Source organism: Pseudodesulfovibrio sp. 7M6 (assembly GCF_050058625.1).
GTDB lineage: Bacteria > Desulfobacterota > Desulfovibrionia > Desulfovibrionales > Desulfovibrionaceae > Pseudodesulfovibrio > Pseudodesulfovibrio salinus.
In genome coordinates, this window is the sequence record NZ_CP188816.1 from 141,056 (window position 1) to 162,494 (window position 21,439).

General features: G+C 55.2%; 17 protein-coding genes and 1 tRNA gene. 9 read left to right on the plus strand and 9 right to left on the minus strand.

The window, feature by feature from the left end; all coding sequences use genetic code 11:
- Nucleotides 1-311: 311 nt before the first annotated feature.
- Entirely contained in the window at nucleotides 312-995 is a 684-nt protein-coding gene (locus tag ACI0FG_RS00620) for a DUF554 domain-containing protein (protein ID WP_419786621.1), read from the minus strand.
- A gap of 107 nt (nucleotides 996-1,102) precedes the next feature.
- Here ACI0FG_RS00620 and ACI0FG_RS00625 point away from each other — a divergent pair.
- The 3 genes from ACI0FG_RS00625 to ACI0FG_RS00635 all read left to right on the plus strand — a co-directional run bounded on the left by ACI0FG_RS00625 (nucleotide 1,103) and on the right by ACI0FG_RS00635 (nucleotide 3,652).
- Nucleotides 1,103-1,189: transfer RNA gene (locus ACI0FG_RS00625), tRNA-Leu, on the plus strand.
- A 197-nt stretch (nucleotides 1,190-1,386) separates the two neighbouring features.
- Nucleotides 1,387-2,742 (plus strand): AAA family ATPase, encoded by a 1,356-nt coding sequence (locus ACI0FG_RS00630; protein ID WP_419786622.1) that lies wholly within the window; start codon nucleotides 1,387-1,389, stop codon nucleotides 2,740-2,742.
- Nucleotides 2,735-3,652: a DUF4435 domain-containing protein gene (locus ACI0FG_RS00635; RefSeq protein ID WP_419786623.1), complete on the plus strand. Its 918-nt coding sequence runs from the start codon at nucleotides 2,735-2,737 to the stop codon at nucleotides 3,650-3,652. The genes ACI0FG_RS00630 and ACI0FG_RS00635 overlap by 8 nt, the downstream gene beginning before the upstream one ends.
- Before the next feature lie 714 nt (nucleotides 3,653-4,366).
- Here the strand turns inward: ACI0FG_RS00635 and ACI0FG_RS00640 are convergent.
- The 8 genes from ACI0FG_RS00640 to ACI0FG_RS00675 all read right to left on the minus strand — a co-directional run bounded on the left by ACI0FG_RS00640 (nucleotide 4,367) and on the right by ACI0FG_RS00675 (nucleotide 13,598).
- A complete protein-coding gene (locus ACI0FG_RS00640; protein WP_419786624.1) occupies nucleotides 4,367-4,609 on the minus strand; it encodes a hypothetical protein in 243 nt (80 codons plus the stop codon).
- A 187-nt stretch (nucleotides 4,610-4,796) separates the two neighbouring features.
- A protein-coding gene (locus tag ACI0FG_RS00645) for an IS3 family transposase (RefSeq protein WP_419785403.1) occupies nucleotides 4,797-5,938 on the minus strand; the annotation gives its coding sequence in 2 pieces (ribosomal slippage) (nucleotides 4,797-5,674 and nucleotides 5,674-5,938; 1,143 coding nt in all).
- A gap of 154 nt (nucleotides 5,939-6,092) precedes the next feature.
- A complete protein-coding gene (gene mdoH, locus ACI0FG_RS00650) occupies nucleotides 6,093-8,222 on the minus strand; it encodes a glucans biosynthesis glucosyltransferase MdoH (RefSeq protein ID WP_419786625.1) in 2,130 nt (709 codons plus the stop codon).
- 8 nt (nucleotides 8,223-8,230) lie between these two features.
- Nucleotides 8,231-8,605, minus strand: coding sequence for a hypothetical protein (locus ACI0FG_RS00655; protein WP_419786626.1), 375 nt, complete (start codon nucleotides 8,603-8,605; stop codon nucleotides 8,231-8,233).
- Nucleotides 8,589-10,196: a glucan biosynthesis protein gene (locus ACI0FG_RS00660; RefSeq protein WP_419786627.1), complete on the minus strand. Its 1,608-nt coding sequence runs from the start codon at nucleotides 10,194-10,196 to the stop codon at nucleotides 8,589-8,591. Before ACI0FG_RS00660 ends, ACI0FG_RS00655 begins: the two co-directional genes overlap by 17 nt.
- 451 nt (nucleotides 10,197-10,647) lie before the next feature.
- On the minus strand, nucleotides 10,648-11,937 hold the full coding sequence (locus ACI0FG_RS00665) for a TRAP transporter large permease (protein ID WP_419786628.1): 1,290 nt from the start codon (nucleotides 11,935-11,937) through the stop codon (nucleotides 10,648-10,650).
- Between the two features lie 2 nt (nucleotides 11,938-11,939).
- On the minus strand, nucleotides 11,940-12,422 hold the full coding sequence (locus ACI0FG_RS00670; RefSeq protein WP_419786629.1) for a TRAP transporter small permease: 483 nt from the start codon (nucleotides 12,420-12,422) through the stop codon (nucleotides 11,940-11,942).
- A gap of 102 nt (nucleotides 12,423-12,524) precedes the next feature.
- The gene (locus ACI0FG_RS00675) at nucleotides 12,525-13,598 is read right to left on the minus strand and encodes a DctP family TRAP transporter solute-binding subunit (protein ID WP_419786630.1); all 1,074 of its coding nucleotides are present in this window, start codon (nucleotides 13,596-13,598) and stop codon (nucleotides 12,525-12,527) included.
- Nucleotides 13,599-14,148: 550 nt separating this feature from the next.
- On the opposite strand from ACI0FG_RS00675, the gene ACI0FG_RS00680 reads away from it, so the two are divergent.
- The 6 genes from ACI0FG_RS00680 to ACI0FG_RS00705 all read left to right on the plus strand — a co-directional run bounded on the left by ACI0FG_RS00680 (nucleotide 14,149) and on the right by ACI0FG_RS00705 (nucleotide 21,439).
- A complete protein-coding gene (locus ACI0FG_RS00680) occupies nucleotides 14,149-15,669 on the plus strand; it encodes a PfkB family carbohydrate kinase (protein ID WP_419786631.1) in 1,521 nt (506 codons plus the stop codon).
- A gap of 119 nt (nucleotides 15,670-15,788) precedes the next feature.
- Nucleotides 15,789-16,349, plus strand: coding sequence for an SIS domain-containing protein (locus ACI0FG_RS00685; RefSeq protein ID WP_419786632.1), 561 nt, complete (start codon nucleotides 15,789-15,791; stop codon nucleotides 16,347-16,349).
- A gap of 10 nt (nucleotides 16,350-16,359) precedes the next feature.
- Nucleotides 16,360-17,430, plus strand: a complete 1,071-nt coding sequence (locus ACI0FG_RS00690; RefSeq protein ID WP_419786633.1) for a radical SAM protein — start codon at nucleotides 16,360-16,362, stop codon at nucleotides 17,428-17,430.
- 129 nt (nucleotides 17,431-17,559) lie between these two features.
- Nucleotides 17,560-19,041: an MBOAT family O-acyltransferase gene (locus ACI0FG_RS00695; RefSeq protein WP_419786634.1), complete on the plus strand. Its 1,482-nt coding sequence runs from the start codon at nucleotides 17,560-17,562 to the stop codon at nucleotides 19,039-19,041.
- Between the two features lies 1 nt (nucleotide 19,042).
- Nucleotides 19,043-20,137 carry a hypothetical protein gene (locus ACI0FG_RS00700; RefSeq protein ID WP_419786635.1) on the plus strand — a complete coding sequence of 365 codons (1,095 nt, stop codon included), beginning with the start codon at nucleotides 19,043-19,045 and terminating at the stop codon, nucleotides 20,135-20,137.
- 453 nt (nucleotides 20,138-20,590) lie between these two features.
- Nucleotides 20,591-21,439, plus strand: a complete 849-nt coding sequence (locus ACI0FG_RS00705; RefSeq protein ID WP_419786636.1) for a transketolase — start codon at nucleotides 20,591-20,593, stop codon at nucleotides 21,437-21,439.

Below are 21,439 nucleotides of genomic sequence, written 5' to 3' on the forward strand. Positions count from 1 at the left end.
TCACCCACGCTGGTCCCGCCGCCTGGAGCATAGGGGGAACAGAAAGGCCTTACTCGTTTTGAGGGAGATGGATTCCGGCCATCGCGTAATAGTCTTTGATCCTTAGAGAATGAAGATGACGGCGGATTGCGGTAGCAAGACGGCATGGAGCCGATGGGCTATGGCGCAGGAGATCATGCCCAGAAAAGGCCGTGGGGTGACCCGTTTTCAGTTGTGCCGGGCGAAGAACGTTTGCCAGCTTGCGGTAGAGCACTCGGGTGTCCATGGACGAGTGGTCGCCGGCTTGCCCGAAGCTTTCAAGGCGTGTGTCGTTATCCGAAGATGGCCGTGAGCACGACGACGAACCCCAGGCCGGGGAGCAGGTTGGCCAGCCGAATTTCCTTGATTTCCAGCAGATTGATGCTGATGCCGATGATAAGCAGGCCGCCGCAGGCCGTGATTTGGGCAATCATCATGTCAGAGAAATATTGCTGGAAGAATCCGGCACCGATGGTCATGGAACCTTGGTAGAGGAAGACCGGGATGAAGGAAAAGAGGACGCCGGAGCCGTATGAGGCGGCCAGGGCTATGGAGGCGAAACCATCAAGAATGGCCTTGGTATAGAGGATGGTCGTGTTGCCGCGAATGCCTTCCTCCAGCGAGCCGACAATGGCCATGGCACCGATGCAGAAGATGAGCGAGGCGGTGATCAGACCATCGGTGAACTGGGCGTTCTCGGATTTGATAATGGCCTTGAACCGGTTGCCGAGCCGTTCGAAGAGGGTGTCGAGCCGCAGCAGTTCCCCGGTAATGCCGCCCAGCAGGATCGAGAAGATGACGATAAGGATGTTGTCGACCTTGAGCGCCATCTGGATGCCGATAAGCAGGACGCACAGCCCGAGGCCTTGAAACACAATGGTTCGGATACGCTCCGGAAAACGGGACTGGAGCCAGCACCCCAACACGGAACCGGCAATAATGGCCAGGGCATTGACGATGGAACCAAGCGGCATCATGCACATCCTTTGACGGCGAAAGTTGTGCAAAGGTGCTAGCACCATGTGTATGATGTGACAAGAAGATTGACAGGAACCCCCAGGCTGCCCTATGAAACTCTCTCCACGCCAGGGTGGCGGAATTGGTAGACGCAGCGGACTCAAAATCCGCCGGTAGCGATACTGTGAGGGTTCGAGTCCCTCCCCTGGTACCAGAATAAAAATAGGCGGTTAGAGAGTTTTTTCTCTGGCCGCCTTTTTCCTGTTTGTTCCTTGGGGAATTCAAAATGCCCCACATGTGCCCCTCGCTCGCAAAATGAGACAATGCTGTAAATTATATGCTAATAGGACTTACGCTGTCGGTAACACGTTGAGATGAATATCTGGGCAAAATGAAGAATGAAGGTGAAATGTGAATATTGAAATTTCAAAATTGAGTATTCAGGGCTTGTGGGGAATCTATGACTTTTGTGTAGAGATAAAAGAAAATACTCTGATTATTGTAGGAGAAAATGGAACCGGGAAGAGCACAGTTCTCGAAATTTTTTACTACTATGTTTCCGGAGACTGGAGAAGGTTGCTAGATTATGATTTTTATTCGATCGAATTACTCATCGGTGGTGTAAGGTACGAATTGAAACATGATGAGATCGATGAAATGATGCCATCGTATGAAATAGATTTAGGAAAATGGAGATTTAGCTCGTCATTTACATTAAAAATAAACGATATTTTACAAAAGTATAATGTGAACGATTTGGTTCATGACATGGGGTTAATACGAAGGATTGCCTTAAAAAAGAAAATTCCTTACCAACTGCTTTCTATGTACTTGAAAAAAATGGCTAGACCCTGCGAGGATACTGAAGAGGCTAATCTTTTCGCAATCCAAAAAAATAATTTTTCGAAAGCCGTTAATTTCGATCCTATATTCCTACCAACGTATAGGCGGATCGAGAAAAGGCTTGATTCAATTTTGAGGTTAAATGAGGAGTCTCATTCCGCCGTCAAAAATCATCTAAAAGAACATCCAATAGTCAATTTCGGAATGGAAGACGTGCAGGACAGGTTGACTACGTTGACAAAAAAACTTGGTGAAGATTTTCGAATCAAATTACATACCCTCACAACGTCATTTTTTAAAGAAGCAATAAGAGAGCATTTTACAGCCAGTAAAGGCTCGCTACATAAATTTAATACTGATACAATTGAAGCTACATTGCGAAGGGTTGATGATAGAGTACTGTCAGACTATGATAAGCAAAAATTAGAAAAAGATATTTATAACATGAAGAATAAAAAAAGGTTATCTCTTCATGATAAAGTAAAATTGTCTTTTTTTGATGGGATCTACAGAGCTTACTCGGAGCAGATTAAAGAAGAAGAGCGAATATACAGCTATATAAATCTGTGCAATAAGTACCTTGTTAATAAGGACATTGTATTTGATAATGAGAATTTTGTAATAAATATTTTTACAGATGGTAAACGTCAGATAGACTTCGACAATTTGTCGTCTGGGGAAAAACAAGTTGTATCTCTTTTTACAAATTTATTTTTTTATGAAAATGAATTTGTAGTATTTATTGATGAACCCGAACTTTCATTGTCTGTACCTTGGCAGGAATCTTTTTTAGTCGATATCAGAAACTTAAGTCATTGTGCAGGAGTGTTCTCTGTAACTCACTCTCCTTTTATATTCGATAATGAACTAAGTTCTTACGTTGTTTCTGCGGAAGAGTGTATGGTGGAACGTGAAAATGACTAGCTATACTAACTTTATGAAATCCGACAAGTTGAAGATTCAGGGGATTTATCAGAAATACAAAATTCGAGTAAAATCAAGAAAGCAAATTTTTGCTTTTTATGAGGGCTTTGAAGACTCCTCATTTTATGGCAATTTTATTGAAAGAAAAGTTAGAGGCGAGGTGCTCATAGAAACAATTGTGTGTAAAGGGAAAAAATATGTGATTGGTATTTATGAGTTACTTAAGAAGAGGGCTGAATTGTCCAGCCTACAGCTCTTTTTTGTTGATAAAGATTTAGATCCCTATGTCAATAATGAATACTTTTTACCTGGTGATATTTTTGAAACAAAATATTATTCTTTTGAAAATTACGTTTTTACAGCTGATATGCTCAAAAAAGTTCTAGTCGACTATTTTGCTGTTGAGCATTGTGATATCCCTACATTGATTGAGAAATATAACTCAGAGTTTTCCCGATTTGTAAAAGGTGTTCGACCGATAATCGGCTTGGCAATCTCATCCCGTAAGCGTGGTTTAAAGTTTATATTCAATGATATGAATATCAACAATTTTTTCTCGATTAATGATGATTTGTGTTTAATTCGTAGACGCGGAAGAAAAAAAGAGATCCTTCGAGCCTTGGAAAAGAATGAGTTTGAAGGTGAGGCTCCATTTGTCCCCGTAGCTGTGATTCATCAAATGACATCGCAATTAGCTAACGAGGACCATCGTAACTACATTCGTGGAAAGTACGAAAAATGGTTTTGGGTAAATTTTTACACGCGGATACCTAATTTTTTGAAAAGATGTTCTAAGAAGTGTCGAGAATCAGTGCATTTAAATGGTGGTGATTGTACTCGTATTTTAGCTCCCAAAGTTGTTACCTGCCTAGAGCTTGAAAAATACTTAAGGGTTAGGTTGGCTGCATAGCATCTTGAAGAAAAGCCATTCTAAAAAGAAGTAAAGTTTCAGTGAGAGCGCGAGCGGGGGGGAGGTGAAATGCGTGCAACCTAGATCGCGGCCAAGCTTTCCCTGTCCTGTGAATCAGTCAGCCCCTCTCACCCCTCCGGGGCGGGGCAAGGACCGGCCTGGGGCTGCCGCCCCCTGGACCCCTGCGGACCGTGCTGTGGTGGCAAATTGTGCATTTACACTGAATTTTGCTCAAGGAGTCTCCATGTTTTCTCTATACGTATTCGACACCCTCCGATCATTAACATCGGAGGTTTTCAATGGTTTTTCGTCGAGACCCAATTCCTGGGATTGGTGGTAAGTGGTTTGATTGCTACAAACGTCCTAAGACTCAACAGGAGCGCCGTTACTCTTTTGCGTATCCGAAGAGATTTGTTCGTGCACGGCGCAACGCGACGATGTTACCCAACGCTTGGGATGACATCCCGCGAAGTGATATTTATGACCGTTGTTGGAAGCGAAGTAAAAAACGCCGAAAACAGTGGATGCGCTGATCAAAAGGGAGTTTTTACTGGTAGCCTTTTCGCTGCTAGTAAAAACTTCCTTTTTAATTGCTGTTTATGATTGGTCTTTAGCCGAATAGACCTTCTGTCCTAATGTCATCTCTTCTTCAGATTGATCCACCATCGCATCTGTAATGTTCCCATAAAATAGGCCAAAGCAAAGTAGCGACGTCTAGCGATCAGGCAAACCCGAACCGAGCATTTCAACATATTCCGGCCCCAGAATATCCGGGCGGTACAGCGAGGGGAAATAGTACGGCATGACACGCATGGAGAATGCCACTTTGAGAGGCGCGCGATGACTCTCGGATGTCAATAGCCCCTCGTCCAGGAGCTGCCGGACGATCCTGCGGGATGAGGTCTCGCTGGTATTGAGAATCTCGGGTGCCTGGCCCCTGGGGACCTGTCCTTCCATAAAGACTGCGCGCAGCAGGCGCGATGCCCGGAGGGGGAGCTTGGCGCTTCCCCTTTGCGAACGCTCTCGGACAAACCATTCTATTCGCTGCTCGATCTTTTCCAGGCGCAATTGCTTGTGTAAAGTCCCCGTAAAGTAAGTCCATTGCAAAGTAGAGACTTCCCGCCGATTTGGAGATGCCCCCGTTTTAGGTCCGGGCTTGTGTGAGTTCCCGGCGTCTTTCCAGCCCATCCATTCCGGGCAATTGCCCGGAATGGATGGCGAACTCAATGGGTGTCAGGTTGCCCAGTGACGAGTGAGGACGACTCTCATTATAGTCCCGTCGCCATGCCTCGACTTTACGCTGGGCATCCTCCAGAGACAAGAACCAGTTCACATTGAGGCATTCGTCTCTGAAACGACCGTTGAAAGATTCAATATATCCGTTGTCTGTAGGCTTTCCCGGTCTGGAAAAGTCCAATTCAACGTGGTGTTCATAGGCCCATTTATCCAAGGCCTTTGATGTGAATTCCGGTCCATTGTCGCACTTGATACGAGTTGGCAGCGAGCGATCACAGGCTATCTTTTCCAGTACCTCGGTCACTTGCTCACCGGTAATACCCTGGCCGGCTTTGATGGCCAGACTTTCCCGCGTATAGTTGTCGACCACCGTCATCAGCTTGAGCCTACGGCCATCAAAAAGAGCATCGCTCATGAAGTCCATGGACCACACCTCATCGGGCCGCGTTGCGCTTTCTGTTTTTTCACGGTGCATAGCACTTACGATGCGTTTGGGGCGTTTGCTGCGGAGCAACAGTCCCTCCTCCTTATAGAGGCGGTATACGCGCTTGTGGTTGATTTCCCAGCCTTCTCGACAAAGTAAGACGTGAATGCGCCGATAACCATATCGAACTCGGGTTGCGGCAATTTCACAAATTCTCATGCGGAGCTCGGCCTGATCGTCGCTCTTTCGTCGGTAAGTATACAGCGACCGGGATATGAGTGCGATGCGGCATGCCCGACGGATGCTCACGTCATAATCGACCCGGAGGTGGTCCACCAACTCCCGACGACGACCAGGCCTCAGAGCTTTTTTGACAGCACGTCCTGAAGCATGACTTTGTCGAGACTCAAATCCGCTACCATCTGCTTGAGCTTGCGGTTTTCCTCTCCGAGCATCTTCAGACGGCGAAGCTCGCTGGTGCCGAGGCCTCCGAACTTCTTTTTCCAGCGATAGAAGGTCTGCTCGCTGATCCCCATTTTGCGGATCACTTCCTTCACGGGAGTCCCATGCTCGGCCTGGCGTAGGGCAAAGGCGATTTGTTCTTCTGTGTACCTTGATTTCTTCACGACGAAATCCTCCTACTTTCTGATAGTCGATTTCGCCGGAAAACTCACATTGTCGGTGGACCTATTTCATGGGAGCAGGTCAGATTGAAGAGGCCACCCAATTGGGTGGCCTCTTTATTTTTCAACGGGAGTTCTTGCCCCCTACTGTGCCGGTTCATAACGGCTGTGAATATTTCCCGCGTAGTGCTTTTATCCACCGTTGGCGGGGGGCGCCGTTTTCGATGGTCCAGGCCTGTTGATGGAGGTGGAGGAGTCGCTCCGAGTCGCGGAGGAGAATCTGTTGCTCGTTTTGGGCGAGATCGTCGGGACCGTTTTGCAGCACCTTTTCCACCAATAGGTCACGGCTGGCGGCCGTGGCTGGGGAAAGCGGAGCCGGGCAGCGTCCTTGCAGGCTTCGGCGCAAGGCGTTTACGCCCGGATCGAGCAGGGCCCGCAGGAATCCGGCCTGGCGCGGCAATCCCCACGGGGTGGGGGCAGACTCCCTCTGTGCGGTGAATTGGGTCACGTCGCGGATTTCCTGTGCCGGGGCCGATTCCTCGGGGATGAGCAACAGCTTCCATTTGCGCAGCTTGCGGCCCGGGCTGTCGTGGCTGGTGAGCACGGAAAGGGGGATGGCCAGTACGAGGGGAAGCACGATGGGGGTGATCCACCAGAAAAAGAGCGGTGAGTAGAGCCGGACAATGCCGCCCCAGACGATGCCGAACAAAACGCCGCCGATGTGGTATCTGGTCGCCTCCCACCAGGTGGTGGGTCGGTCGTCCCGCTGTTGTGATCCCCAGCCTATTTTCTTGCCCAGTAGGGTGATGAAGACGAATTTGCTGTGGAAGAGCATCCTGTTGGGTGCCAGCAGTGCGGAGAAGGTCACTTCCAGCACAATGCCCGCCAGCAGGCGAACCGGCCCGCCGAACAGGTGCGATTGACGGGTTTTGAACAGGATTAGAAGGTAGCTCAACAGCTTGGGGAGAATGAGCAACACACCGGTGGTGGCCAGCAGGACCAGGGCCCAGAGGGGTTGCCACACCGGCCATGTCGGAAACAGAGACTTGGTGGCAGTGAAGTAGCTCGGCCCGACAAGGGCCTGGGCCACCGCCTCCACCGAGGAAAGCATCAGGAACAGGAACCATAGCAGCGCCGAGGCATAGCTCATGGCACCGTTGAGAAACAGGACCCGGTGGGCCGGGAAGAGACCTTCGGAAAACAGTAGCCGCAGATGCTGGAGGTTGCCCTGGCACCAGCGGCGGTCCCGCTTGAGTTCGGAGAGCAGGTTTGGCGGGCATTCCTCCCAGCTGCCGGGCAGGTCGAAGGCGAGCCAGACTCCCCAGCCCGCCCGACGCATCAGCGCCGCCTCAACAAAGTCATGGCTGAGGATATCGCCGCCCAGCGGTGGTTTGCCCTTGAGCCTCGGCAGGCCGCAGTGGCGCATGAAGGGATCGATGCGGATCAGGGCGTTGTGCCCCCAGTACTGGGCGTCGCCCAATTGCCAGAAGGACAATCCCGCCGTGAACATGGGGCCGTACACCCTGTTGGCAAACTGCTGGAGCCGCCCGAGCAGGGTATCCCGCCCGAAACAGGCTGGCGCTGTCTGCAGGATGCCGATCTTTGGCCGCTGCTCCATGATGCGGGCCATGGCCACGAGGGTTTCCCCGGCCATGACGCTGTCCGCATCAAAGACCGCCATGTAGGTGTAGTCCTTGCCGTGGCGGCGGCAGAAGTCCGCAACGTTGCCGCTTTTCCGCTTCAGGTTGACCTTGCGGTTGCGGTAGAAGATGCACCCCTGCGCGTTCAGTTCCCTGACCAGATCGGCCCAGGCGGACTCTTCCTCTATCCATTTGTCCGCGCTGCCGGAGTCGCTCAGGATGTGGATGTCGAACCGATCCGCCTCCCCAGTCCGCAGCAGGGAGAGGTAGGTGGTCTTGACTCCGGCCATGACCCTCGGCGTATCCTCGTTGCAGATGGGAAAAAGCACGGCGGTGCGCGGCAGTTGTCTGGATGCTGCCGTGCGTTCGGCTTCGGCCAGGGCGTGGCTTACCGTGAAACGGTCGTAGCGCCGCAGCAGGGTGAAGCACCCCATGATGGCCGTCCAGAACCCGACGGAAATCCATGCGAATAGAATGGAATAGACGGCGACGATGGCCAGTTCCAGCAGCGTGGAACCCTTTTGCGGCAGGACCGACCCCACATAGGCGCTGGCCATTGCCGAGGGGATAAGGATGAGAAGGACCAGGATGAAGCGGCGTCTTTCCGCCGAGCGGTGCCATTTGGGGGTCTGGATACTGTCGGGCATAACGGATTTTAGAAATAATGGTTCAGCAGCAGGGCGGCCACCAGCAGCAGGACGACAAGGGGCAGCCAGCCCCATTGGGCGAGGAAGCCCGAAAGGCCCGTGCGCGGACGGCCGAGATACTGGGCGGGCATGTGGCCCCGATGGATGGGCGGATGGCTCGGGGGAAATGCCTCCTGCGTCAATTCCGGCAACCTGTTGTGCAACTCCCTCAGGGCCTGCCCGGCGGAGGCGTCCGCAGGCAGGGCGCGTAGCACGGAGAGAGCCAGTTCCAGGCGTCGCTCCGTGCTCAGGGGCAGTTGCTCCAGGTAGTCCACCAGACAGCGGGCTGTCTGTTCGCGCCGGTCATCCATGTCGGTCCGCCTGTGCTCAGGGGTGGTAGGCATAGTTCCAGGTTTCCGTCAGCGTGGTGTCGTTGAGCCGCAGGAAGGCACGGATGTCGATGGGTGGTTTGCGGCTGGGCAGCACCTTGTCCAGAGCCGAGGGCTTTTCTTCGGACCGGATCACAAAGGAAAGTCGCCAGCCACCAGTGTGGGGATTTTTCTCCACGTGCTGTTCGGAAACAACAGCCCCCGAACCGCAGGTCACCACGCCTTCAAGAGGGCTCTCCCGGCGCAGCAGGTTGAGCGACTTGCTGTTGAAGTCGATGACGAAGCGCTTACCGCCGTTTTCCGCATCGCCGGAGCGGGTTGCCTCCACGTAGCCAAGCGGAGGATGCGTGAACCTGCCTGCGTACCATTGCAGGCGGTATTTGTACGTTTGCGCCACGCCGAGGGGCAGTGTGTCTTCCGGGTGCCAGAAAGCCACTATGTTGTCGTGAATTTCCTTGTCGGACGGTATGGTGATCAATTCCACGTGGCCCCGGCCCCAGTTGCCCTCCGGCTCCACCCACAGGCTTGGTCTGCGTTCCTGGTTAGCCTCCAGGTCCTGATAGTTGTTGAAGTCGTGGTCCCGTTGCAGCAGTCCGAATCCCCGGACATTGTCTGCCCGAAAGGCATTGCTTTCCAGATTCTCGGGATTGTCCAGCGGCCGCCAGAACCATTCCCCGCTGTCCTGCTTTATGAGCAGGCCGTCCGAGTCGTGGACCTCGGGGCGGAAGTCGCGCACCTTGCGGTCATCGGTGTTTTCGCCGAACAGGAACATGCTTGTCAGCGGGGCTATGCCGATCTTTTCCACGGGAATGCGCAGGAACAGGGTCGCCGTCACATCCATGGTCGTGGTTTTGCCGCCGCGGATGACGAACGTGTAGGCCCCGGTGCAGCTCTTGCTGTCGAGCAGGGCATGTACTTTCAGACTGGTGCTTTTTCGCGTGGGCTTTTCGACCCAGAATTCACGGAAATAGGGGAATTCCTCGCCGTTCGGCATGGCGGTGTCTATGGCCAGTCCTCGGGCGGAGAGGCCGTACACCTGTCCTTTGGCTACGGCGCGAAAATAGCTGGCGCCGAGAAAGACAGCAATTTCATCGAAGTATTTTGAGGTGTTGATGGGGCCGTGTATGCGAAAGCCCGCAAAGCCGAAATCAGAGGGAATCTGTTCGGGCAGCGTGTGGTTGGACCCGTAATCGAACAACTTCGTGTCGAAGGGGAGGCGTTCCGACTTCCCCTTGGTGACGATGTGGATGGGAACAACCTTGTCGTAAAACAGGCCCGGATGGAAGAATTGCAACTGAAAGGGCAGTTTTTCATCCTTCCATAGCGCCTTTTCCGGGCGGAAGCGAATGTCCCGCCACGCGTCGTAGTTGAGGTCGAGCAGGGCTTTCGGAACCTGTCCCGTTTCCGGGGCGAACGCGGTCTTGCTTAGTTGCCGGGCCTTTTCCACCACTGTTTTGCGGGAAAAGGAATCCTCTTTGTCGGCCCATGCCGGGGTAACCGTCATGAGCAGCGCCAGGAATGTCCAGAACAGCAAAACACGGCGTTGCGCGTGTCTGCCGGATGCGGACCCGGCCGGGCTCAGGTTGAATGGAATATGTGAAGTCATTGGTAAATGGATTCGTCCTTTTTTAGTATATCTGTTGCTCCGTATTGGAGAAGGATGCGGCCAAAGCGAAGTTTTACGCTGGGCCGAACAGACAGGAAGGGACCATAAGCTATGAGAAAATTTTGAGCAACTTTGCGCTAAAAATAAGTAATGCGTTATCTTTTAAGTACGTTATGGAACCTGTGACAAGGGGGGGGAAGGAGGGGCATTGTGACTTCGGGGAACAGCAAGCGGCTTTTGCAGGATTGGCGGTCGCTTGGGGAGGCTATTCGGGTGGAGTGATGGCTTTCGGCCTGTTTCCAGGCCGTTTCTGTGCTGCGGCTTAAACGGCGGGGCGATTTATCCGAGATGAGAACCTTGCTGAAATAAAGGATATTGGTGTTTATTATTTCTCATACAGGCTGACTGAAAAAGCTGCGCCGCTTCGAATTTTCGGAGCGGCGCAGTGTTTTTATGGCGTGTAGAGCCCGGCCCATTGGGGCAGGTAGAGGGAGAGGGCCGGGATGAGCGAGATGATGACCAGGACCACGAAGTCCATGGCCACGTAGGGGATGGCCTCCTTGGCGATCTCGTCCACTTCGCACCGGGCCAGGTTGGCGGCGGTGAAGAGGTTGACGCCCACCGGCGGGGTGGCCTGGCCGATGGCCAGGGCGGAGATGAAGATGACGCCGTAGAAGACCGGGTCCACGTGGAATGCGGACAGCACCGGGAGGAGGATGGGCATGATCAGGTAGGAGATGGATATGGCGTCGAGGATCATGCCCAGCACGAAGAGGAGCACGTTGACCAGGATAATCATGACAACGGCGTTGGGCGAGATCTTGATGATGAACCCGGCCAGGGTGTCGATGACGCCCGTGACCGAGGCCGCCCAGGTGAAGATGCCCGCAAAGGCGACGATGAACATGATGACCGAGCTGGTTATGGCCGAGTCCACGAGAATTTCCACCATGTCGCGCCAACCGATGGACCTGTAGATGATCACGGCTACGAACAGGCTGTAGAACACCGCGACAACGGCCGCCTCGGTGGGCGTGAAGATGCCGGTGTAGATACCGCCAAGAATGACGACCGGGGCCATGAGCGCCCAGAACGACTTGCGCAGGGCGGTGAGCAGCTCGGACGCGCAGCCACGGCAATTGATACCCCGGTAGCCCCGACGGTAGGAGATGTACCAGGCCACGAGCATGGTGGCGAGGCCGGTGAGGAGGCCGGGGATGATCCCGGCCACGAACAGGGCCGAGACCGAAACCGAGGTGATGTTGCCGTAGATGATGAAGGCGATGGACGGCGGGATGATGATGGACAGGTCCGATGCGTTGGCAATGGTCGCTCCTGCAAAGGCCCGGCCGTAGCCGTTCTTGAGCATGGGGGTGAGCAGGATCATGCCCACGGCGGCTGTGGTGGCCGGTCCGGAACCGGACATGGCGCCCCAGAACATGCAGGTGAGCACGGCCACGATGGACAGGCCGCCGGTGGCCCGGCCCACCAGCAGTTCGAAGAACCCGGCGATGTGGGCGGCTATGCCCGCCCGCTCCAGAATGACACCGGCCAGGACAAAGAACGGGATGGCCAGCAGCGGGAACGAGGCGATGCCAGAGGCGAAGTTGACGCCGAGCATCTCAGCGCCCAGGTCAAAATACATGATGGCGGCCACGGCAGAGACACCCAGGGACGTGCCGATGGGCGCCCCCAGGAACATGAGCACCAGGAACAGGGCCAGGATGATGATGAATTCCACTGCTAGGCCTCCTTCTTCCCGTCGCTCAGACGCGCCCGGGCATCGCGGTAGATACCGCGAAAGACGAAGACGGAAAAGATCGGCAGCCCGGCGTAGTAGATCCAGACCGGGATATTCAGGGACGCGGACCGGGCCTGGAACAGGGTGATCTCGTCATAGATAGCCTGGATCATGTACCAGTCGAGCACCAGGAACAGCCCGGCGGCCAGCAGGGAGTAGATAAGGATCGATATTTTCTGCATGCGCCTGGGGAATCTGTGGAAGAATGTCACCATGCCCAAGTGTCCGCTGCGCTCGAAGGCGAGGCCGATGCCGATGACGGTCATCCAGACGAACAGGTTGATGGTGATTTCCTCGGTGGCGGCCAGGGAAAAATGGAAGATGTATCGGCTCAGGACATTGATGAAGGCGATCACCACCATGACGGCCATGCAGATAGCCACCAGCCAATGGTCGAGGCGAAAGCCGAACAATAATTTTTTCAACTGCTTACTCCACGGTTCGGACGCCAAGAGACGGCGTGCGTAACAGGACCGCCCCGGAAGCGATGCTTCCGGGGCAGATTTCTATCGTCTGCAAAGGGGGGATTAGAGACCCAGGTCTTGCTTGGCCTTTTCGTAGACCTCGGGACCGATCTCCTTGATCCACTTGTCGTAGACGGGACGAGTGGCCTCGATGAAGGCCTGCTCCTCCTCGGGAGTTAGCTGATGAATTTCCATGCCCTTGGATTCAAGGAAGGCGATGGGATCCGGGACTTCCATTTCGTAGTGGAATTCGTCCTTGAGGATCTTGAGGGAAGTGCCGTCGTCCAGACCGGCGCGGCTCAGTGCGATTTCGAAACGTCCGGCTTCCTTGGCGGCGGCCATGATGGCGTCCTGGATGTCTTTGGGGAAGGCTTTCCACTCGCGTTGGTTCCAGTAGATGATGAGCGGATCAACCAGGTAGTTCCACAGGGTTGCGTACTTGTGGTACTGGTAGATCTGGATGGGCACGAGCACGCCCATGGGGTTTTCCTGGCCGTCCACAACGCCCTGCTGGAATCCGGCAACGGCATCGCCCCAGTTCATGTTGACCGGGTCGGCGCCGAGCTGGCGGAAGGTGTCGATGAACAGCGGATTGCCCACCACGCGGATGCGCAGTCCTTTCATGTCGGCGGGAGTCTTGACCAGGAGCTTGGAGTCGGTCAGCTGGCGGAAGCCGTTTTCGGCCCAAGCCAGAGGTTGGAGCCGCTTGGCTTCCATGGCCTTGAACACGGCCTCACCGGCCTTGCCGTTTTTTACCTTGTCCAGGTTCTCGAAGGTGTTGAGGAAAAAGGGAAGGTGGAAAATATTGGCCTCGGGAATGACCGGGCTGATATTGATGGTGGAATCGATGGCGCAATCAATGACGCCCTTGGCTACCATCTGCGAGCTCTTGAGCTGCGCGCCCTTGAGCAGGGACGAACTGAAGTAGGGCTTTACGTTGATCTGGCCGTTGGTCTTTTCCTTGACCAACTCGGCAAACTTGGCTGCGCCGACACCCCAGTAGAGCTTCGGGCCTACCGTTACCTGCATCTTGTATTCGCGTTTGAAACCGGAAGCCTGGGCGGAAACCGCCACCATCATGAATGCTGCGGCCAGGAACGCCGCGAAAATCGTTTTCCCTTGTTTGAGATTCAACATGAACCAACTCTCCACATCCAGAGATTACTGCCAAGGTCGCTGCGCAGTCGCCGATTCAGATACGGCAACCGGACTTCGGCCAGGCAAAAGCTATATATAGAAGGAAGCGGCTGCGGATAAAACATGCGGAAAACGGATGGAATCCGTCCTCCGAAAGTGACAAGAACACCAGCGGCCCCGCCTTGGCGGAGTGCCGTCGGATGTGTGCATACCCCGGCTGTAGCCTGCCTCCCGAATGCCCTGAAACGGACCCCCGGTCCGTTGGAACCACCGGTGGCTTGCGCCCCGGTTGTCATGCATATCGTCAGTAGTATCCCACCTTCAATACCCAGGGTCCCACATCAGGTTCGCGGATATCAGCATAGCTCTTTTCAAAAGTCTACCTTTTTGCAGGTACGCCGGGCCTGTCCTGCCGAATCGGTCGATGTCCCGGCCATGAGTTATCCGGGAATTGCAATTACGCATAAAGGTGGATATTCATATCGCTTCCGGCATTTGCCGCGTGGCGTCAGCGCCTCGCTTTCATAACGTATTTTACTGAAGCATATATATGGAAATCGAACACAAGATAAAGAATATCGACGAGTTGGCCGATATCGTTGCCGATCTTCGTGCCAACGGAAAACGGGTTGCCCTGTGTCACGGGGTCTTTGATCTGCTCCATATCGGACATATCCGCTACTTCCGTCAGGCCGCAGGATGGGCCGATGTGCTCGTGGTCACGGTTTCGCCGGATCGGTATGTGGACAAGGGGCCGCACCGGCCCGCTTTTCCCGAGGCGTTGCGCGCGGAAGGCGTGGCCTCTCAGGACGTGGTGGACTATGTGGCGCTGAACGAATGGCCCACGGCCGAGGAGCTGCTGCGCAAGGTCAAGCCCGACGTCTACGTCAAGGGGGCGGACTTCAAGAGCATCGAGGCCGACCCGACCGGCAAGCTCCAGCGCGAGGCCGAGGTCTGCAAGGAGATCGGCACCGAACTCAAGCTGACCCGGGAAATCGTGTTTAGCTCCACCAACCTGATCAATCGCTTTCTTTCCTCCTTTCCCGACGAGGTTAAGGAGTACCTGGAGATATTCCGCTCCCGGTATGACATAAAGGAAATAGACGAACTCCTGGCCCGGATGCGCGAGATCACCGTGACCGTGGTCGGCGATACCATTCTGGACGATTACCAGTACTGCTCCCCCCTCGGGTCATCCTCCAAGGCACCGGTCATGGCCTTCAGCCACATGGATGGTGATCTGTTCGCGGGTGGGGTCCTGGCCATTGCCAACCATCTGGCCCAGTTGGCCGGGGAGGTTCGCCTCTTCACCGTGCTGGGGGAGAAGGACACGCAGGAAGAATTCGTGCGGGAGCATCTGTTGGAGAACGTGGTCCCGTACTTCGCCTACCAGAAGGACGCGCCCACCATCCGCAAGCGGCGGTACCTTGAAGGCGATACCTTCACCAAGCTTTTCGAAATTTACCACATGGACGACTCCGGCCTGGACAGGGCGCGCGACGAGGAATTCCGCGCGGCCGTCATAGAGAGCGCGCAAAAGAGCGATCTGACTCTGGCGGCCGATTTCGGGCACGGGGCCATCAGCGCGCAGTGCCGCCAGGAACTGGCCGCTGCGCCGTTTCTGGCCGTCAATACCCAGGCCAATGCGGGCAACCGCGGCTTCCACACCATTTCCAGCTATGACCGCTGCGATTTCGTCAGCCTTGCCGAGCCGGAAGTGCGGCTGGACACGCGCGACAAGCAGAGCGGCGTGACCTCGCTGACCACTGTGGTACGTGAAAGAGTCGGGGCCGGTATGGTGGCCGTGACGCGCGGCAAGAAGGGGTCCTACATCCAGACCGAAAGCCTCGGGCTGCTCATCCCCGCCTTTGCCGACAAGGTGCTGGACAAGGTCGGTTCCGGTGACGCGTTTTTTGCCGTGGCCTCGCTGGCCGCTTGCCTGAAGACGCCGCCGGAGATGGTCGGTTTTCTCGGCAACATCGCCGGTTCCATTGCCGTGGGTATCATAGGCAACAAGGTTCCGGTTACCCGGCAGGCGATTCTGAAACATGTGACCTCGCTCATGAAATAGAGCAGGGCATGGTTTTCGGAGGCGTCGTTGACGCAGGTGGTGAAAGCTTCTATACACGAGCATCCCATTGCGGACAGCCGCATAAAGGCCAAACACCCGGACGGACAGGCTGACAGATTATGAATTGGACACATTCCATTGAAAGCGTGATCTCGGCGTTGCAGGCCATGGCCGTCACCGACGGGCAGGGCAACTTCGTTCCCGCCGACGCCGCGTTCGACCTGCTGAAAGGCTGGATTGCCGACTGCCGGAAGGACAAGCGCCGCGTCTACTTTGTGGGCAACGGGGCCAGCGCCTCCATGGCCAGCCATTTTTCCGCAGACCTAGCCAAAATGGGTCAAGTGCCGACTGAAGTCTTCACCGATTGCGCCCTGATCACCGCCACGGGCAACGACATGGGCTACGACCAGTGCTTTGCCTATCCGCTACGCCAGCGCATGGTGGAGAAGGAAGTGCTTATCGCCATCTCCAGTTCGGGCAATTCGCCCAATGCGGTGGAGGCGGTCAAGCTGGCGCGTAGCCTGGGCGGACGGGCCGTGACCGTAACCGCCATGTCGCCCGACAACACCATGCGCGGCCTGGGCGACCTGAATTTCCATTTACCGGCGGACGCCTATGGCATGGCCGAGTCCGGCCACGCCGTGCTGCTCCACCACCTCATCGACCTTTTTTCCGAGTAAGGCATCATCCATGGCAGACAAATTCCGCATCGACAGTCACAAGCTCATGTTTCACCCCGAGCGGGTTTCCAATTGGCTCGAGGGGGAAAACACCTACCCCATCTACATGGAGATCAGCCCTTCCGGGGCATGCAACAACCGCTGCGTGTTCTGCGGCAAGGACTTCATGGAGTACAAGCCCCGTTTCCTGGATACCGAGGTGCTCAAAGTGCGCCTGAAGGAAATGGCCGAACTCGGCGTGAAGTCCATCATGCACGCGGGCGAGGGCGAGCCGTTCTTGCACAAGGACATGGCCGAAATTGTGCGCTACGGCAAATCCGTGGGTATTGACCAGGCCTTCACCACCAATGCCTCGCTGATGAAGCCGGAGATTGCCGAGCAGATTCTGGAGCACACGACCTGGATCAAGGCGAGCTGCAACGCGGGAACGCCGGAGAGCTACGCCAAGATTCACCGGACCAAGGCTTCGGATTTCAACAAGGTGCTGGAGAACATGGAGGCCGCGGTCAAGCTGCGCGCCAAGCACGGCTATGCCTGCACCCTCGGAATGCAGATTCTGCTGCTGCCCGAGACCCAGCACGAGGTTGTCGGCCTGGCGGAAAAGGCGCGGGACATCGGACTCGACTACCTTGTGGTCAAGCCGTACTCCCACCATCCCAAATCCCTGTGCCAGGGCTATAAGGACGTGGACTATTCCCACCTGGAGAACCTGGGCGAGGAACTGGCCAAAACCGCCACCCCCACGTTCCAGCCGCTGCTGCGCCTGCACGCCATCGACAAGTGGCAGGCCAAGGACCATTCCTACAACCGCTGTCTGGGCCTGCCGTTCTGGGCCTACATGGACGCGGGCGGCACGGTCTGGGGCTGCTCCATGTTCCTGAATGACGACCGCTTCAACTACGGCAACATCAACGACCAGACCTTCCGGGAAATCTGGGAAGGCGAGAAGCGCACCGAAGCCATGAAGTGGTTCAACGAAAAGTTCGATTCCAGTTCCTGCCGCGTCAACTGCCGCATGGACGAGGTCAACCGCTACCTGTGGGAGCTGAAGCACCCCGGGGCGCATGTGAATTTTATTTAGGCTTCGGACTGGCTGCCGTATAGGCGGAGAGCCGCCAAGCACGGCCGCGCCGCCGGAAGAAACCATGACGACGCACTGGACTCCACCTTCGGCAGGGCCGCGGGACGCGTTGCCTCATCCGGAGTTGGGATGCTGTTTAACTCGCCCGTCTTTCTTTTTGCCTTTCTTCCACTGGCCGTGGCTTTTTTCCTGCTGGCCGGCCGATGGGGTGTGCGGGCGCAGATATATCTGCTGACCATTGCGTCGCTCTTCTTCTATTCCTTCTGGAAAGTCGAGTACCTGGGCATCCTACTTTCAAACATTGCCGTCATGTTCACCCTGGGGCAGTGGATGCTGCGGACCTCGGACAGACGGCTCCGGCTCCTGCAACTGCTCGCCGGGATCGCCTTTTGTCTGGGGGTACTCGGGTACTACAAATACACCCATTTTTTGATGGCGAATCTGGGCTTTCTTGTGGACCTTCAGCCTGTGCAGGCCCGGACCATTCCCATTGGGCTCTCCTTTTACACGTTCACTTCCATCGCCTTTCTCGTGGACGTCTATCGGCGCGAGATCGACAACATTTCGCTGGGGGAGTACGGGGCGACCATCACGTATTTCCCCCATCTGGTGGCCGGGCCGATACTGTACCATCACGACATTATTCCGCAGTTGCGGGGGAAACCGCACCGCCTGAGCCAAAAGGGACTCTATCTGTTCCTGATTTTCTTTTCCGTCGGTCTGTTTAAGAAAGTGTTGCTGGCAGACCACATTGCTATGTTTTCGGACCCCATCTTTGACGCGGTCGCCAAAGGTGGCGTTCCAGATACTGGCCAGGCGTGGCGGGCTGCTATCTGCTATACGCTGCAGCTCTACTTCGATTTTTCCGGCTACTCGGACATGGCCGTGGGCATCGCCAATCTCTTCAATATCCGCATCCCCATCAACTTCTTTTCTCCGTATAAATCCAGGAATATTGCCGACTTCTGGCGTCGCTGGCACATCTCCCTGGGATATTTTCTGCGGAAATATATCTATTTCCCGCTGGGCGGGAGTCGCAGAGGGCTGCCCCGTACGCTGGTAAACATGATGGTTGTCATGGCCTTGTGTGGACTGTGGCACGGTGCGGGGTGGAGCTTCATCATTTGGGGCGTGGCCCACGGACTGGCCCTGTGTGTCTACAAGCTGTGGGCGGCTTATGGCTTCCGGTTGCGGGAGGGAGCGGGGACCGTGCTTCGGGTCGCCGATCGGTTGGCGGCCACGCTACTTACTTTTCTTTTTACCACGCTCTGCTGGGTTGTCTTTCGCAGCGATACGATCGAGACGGCCTGGACCATCATCAAGGCCATGTTTTCCAGTACGGGATCGAAGCTGCGGTTTATTCCAACCTCTCGCGCTGAATTGTACATGGGGCTGCTGCTAGTAGTGGTCTGGGTGCTGCCCAATCTCTATCAATGGTTGGACGCCTACCAGCCCGCAACGCCGCTGTACAAAACGGAACAGGGACTGCCAGCCATCACCTCCAGCCGGGTGCAGGCCCTCGCGGGTCTACTGTGCGGCGTGCTCTTTGCGGTTGCCTTTGTCGCCATGCTCGTCAACGGCCAGTCCTCCTATCTCTACTTCGAGTTTTAAAATGAAAGCATTCTTTTTCGCCTTCATAGCCGTTGTGGTCCTGGGAGGAGCCTTCCTGTCGATCAATTACGGTCTTGTCCATCTTGCCGGAGAGGACATGTCCTACAGAGAGGTTATCGCCGAACTGAAGAAGGACGGCAAATCACTCTACGGCAGCGCCTTCAATAATGACTACATCAGCTACAAGAAGCTGGTGTACGAGGATATCAAACCTGAAATCCTGGTGTTGGGATCTTCCAAGGTGCTTTATTTTACACAGAGCTATTTCACCAAGCGCATGGCGAATTGTGGACTGGCGGCCAATAACGTCTATACTACCCGCCAGTTCCTGCGCATGGTGGAGTCGAAGCAGCCCCGTCCGAAAATGATTCTGCTTTCGGTGGATCACTGGTGGTTCATGGAAGACATCGACAAGATTCAGGACACAGTCTCCTCTTCCTCAGGGGATGAGATCACCTACCAAAAACTTTTTTCTCCCATCCACTATTATTCTCAGGATAAAATAAATCTCAAAAGACTGTATAACAGTTGGAGAGAACGCTCTGCAGCCACCTCGTATGGGATGCAACGGATCGGATTCAGGGCGATCATGCAGGATGGCGGATTCTTTCGTGACGGCTCTTCTCGCTATGGCCGTCAGATGGAGCAACCGCCTGATGAAATCAGCCATTTTGATACGGTCGGCATAGCAAAGATTGATGCTCAGCCAAGTTCCTATTTGTATGGAGACCACTATAATCCGAAAGCCGTATCCATCATTTTTGATGAGGTGCAACGAATTAGGGACATGGGGATACCAGTCATCGTTTTTCTTACTCCCATTCTTCCTGACTATTATGATTACCTGGCAAGGACCGGAAAGAGTCATTACATTTGGGAGCTGGAACAGGATTTGACCGAACGCTACAACGTCCATTCCTATGTCAATCCGCATAGGCTTGGACTTACCAACTCGGACTTCATTGATATGATCCACGTCCGTCCTGTCGGAGCTGCTAAGATGCTTGAGTCCTTGGCCAAGGCAGAGCCCGCTGTTCGGGAGATCGTTGACGAGAAGGGGATTGAAAAAACCATCGCGGACAACAGAATGCGATGATTGCTCCTTTTGTACTTCGTTTCGGTTTTGTTTTGCAAAGGACTTCTTGTCCTGGCCCTTGTTGCACATTATATTGATGTTTGGTACTAACAACCCGCTTTCGTAAAGGGATATTGAACCCTGCCTTCCTAGTCGGAGACCGAAGCAGCTTCTTGTTTTTCTTCGATTCTTCAGGCGAGTGGAGGGTGACTGCGAAAGGCTCTTCCGTGAGCGGTCCGTATTGTTCCGGGCCTTGATCGGGAAGCCGGGAAAAATGCAGGAAAAGCCCATGGCGTGATGCTTCCGGGCCGAATACCCGCCTCCGCTGCGAGGACCCCCGTGCAAGGACACGCCAGACGGGAGCCTGTCCCCCACAGAAGATGCCCGGTGTTCCCCCAGTATTTCACGACCAAAAGGTAACGACTACAATACAAAGGCGCATCCGCTGCCGAATGCGTCCCAATGGTGGAAAGCGTGATCGAATCCATACGCAAAAGACACGAAGCGTCTGAGGCCCAGCCCCTAGATGCGCGCTCCATTCAACTGCGCGAAATGGTGGTGGACACCCTGGAGTGCGCGGAGCGCGGACACATCGGCTCGTCCATGTCACTCATCGAAATCATGCGGGTGCTCTACGACGACATCCTTCGTTTCGATCCGAAACGGCCGGACTGGAGCGAGCGCGACCGCTGCATCCTGAGCAAGGGGCACGGCTGCCTGGCCCAGTATGTCATGCTGGCTGACAAGGGGTTCTTTCCCAAGGGCAAGCTGACCGAGTTCTGCGCCTGCAACGGCCTGCTCGGCGGACATCCCTGCGCCACCAAAATTCCCGGTGTCGAGGTCTCCACAGGCGCCCTCGGCCACGGTCTGCCCGTTGGCGTGGGCATGGCACTGGATGCCAAGGTTCGGGGGCGGAAGAACCGTGTCTTCGTGGTCATGGGCGACGGCGAGTGCAACGAGGGTTCCGTGTGGGAAGCGGCCATGAGCGCGGGCAAGCGCGGCCTGGACAACCTGGTCGCCATGGTCGACTACAACAAATATCAATCCTATGGCCAGACGAGCGCCGTGCAGGAGCTTGAGCCCTTTGCTGACAAGTGGGAGGCATTCGGGTTCCACTGCGTGACGGTCAACGGCCATGACGTGGACGCCCTGAAGGCCGTGCTCTCCGCCGCTCCCTTCGTGCCCGGGCGGCCCTCCGCCGTTATCTGCGACACGGTCAAGGGCAAGGGTATCCAATTCGCCGAGAATAATCCGGCCTGGCACCACAAGAGCAAGCTCCCGGCCGACGATATCACCGCCATGCGGCGCTGCCTGGAAGGATAA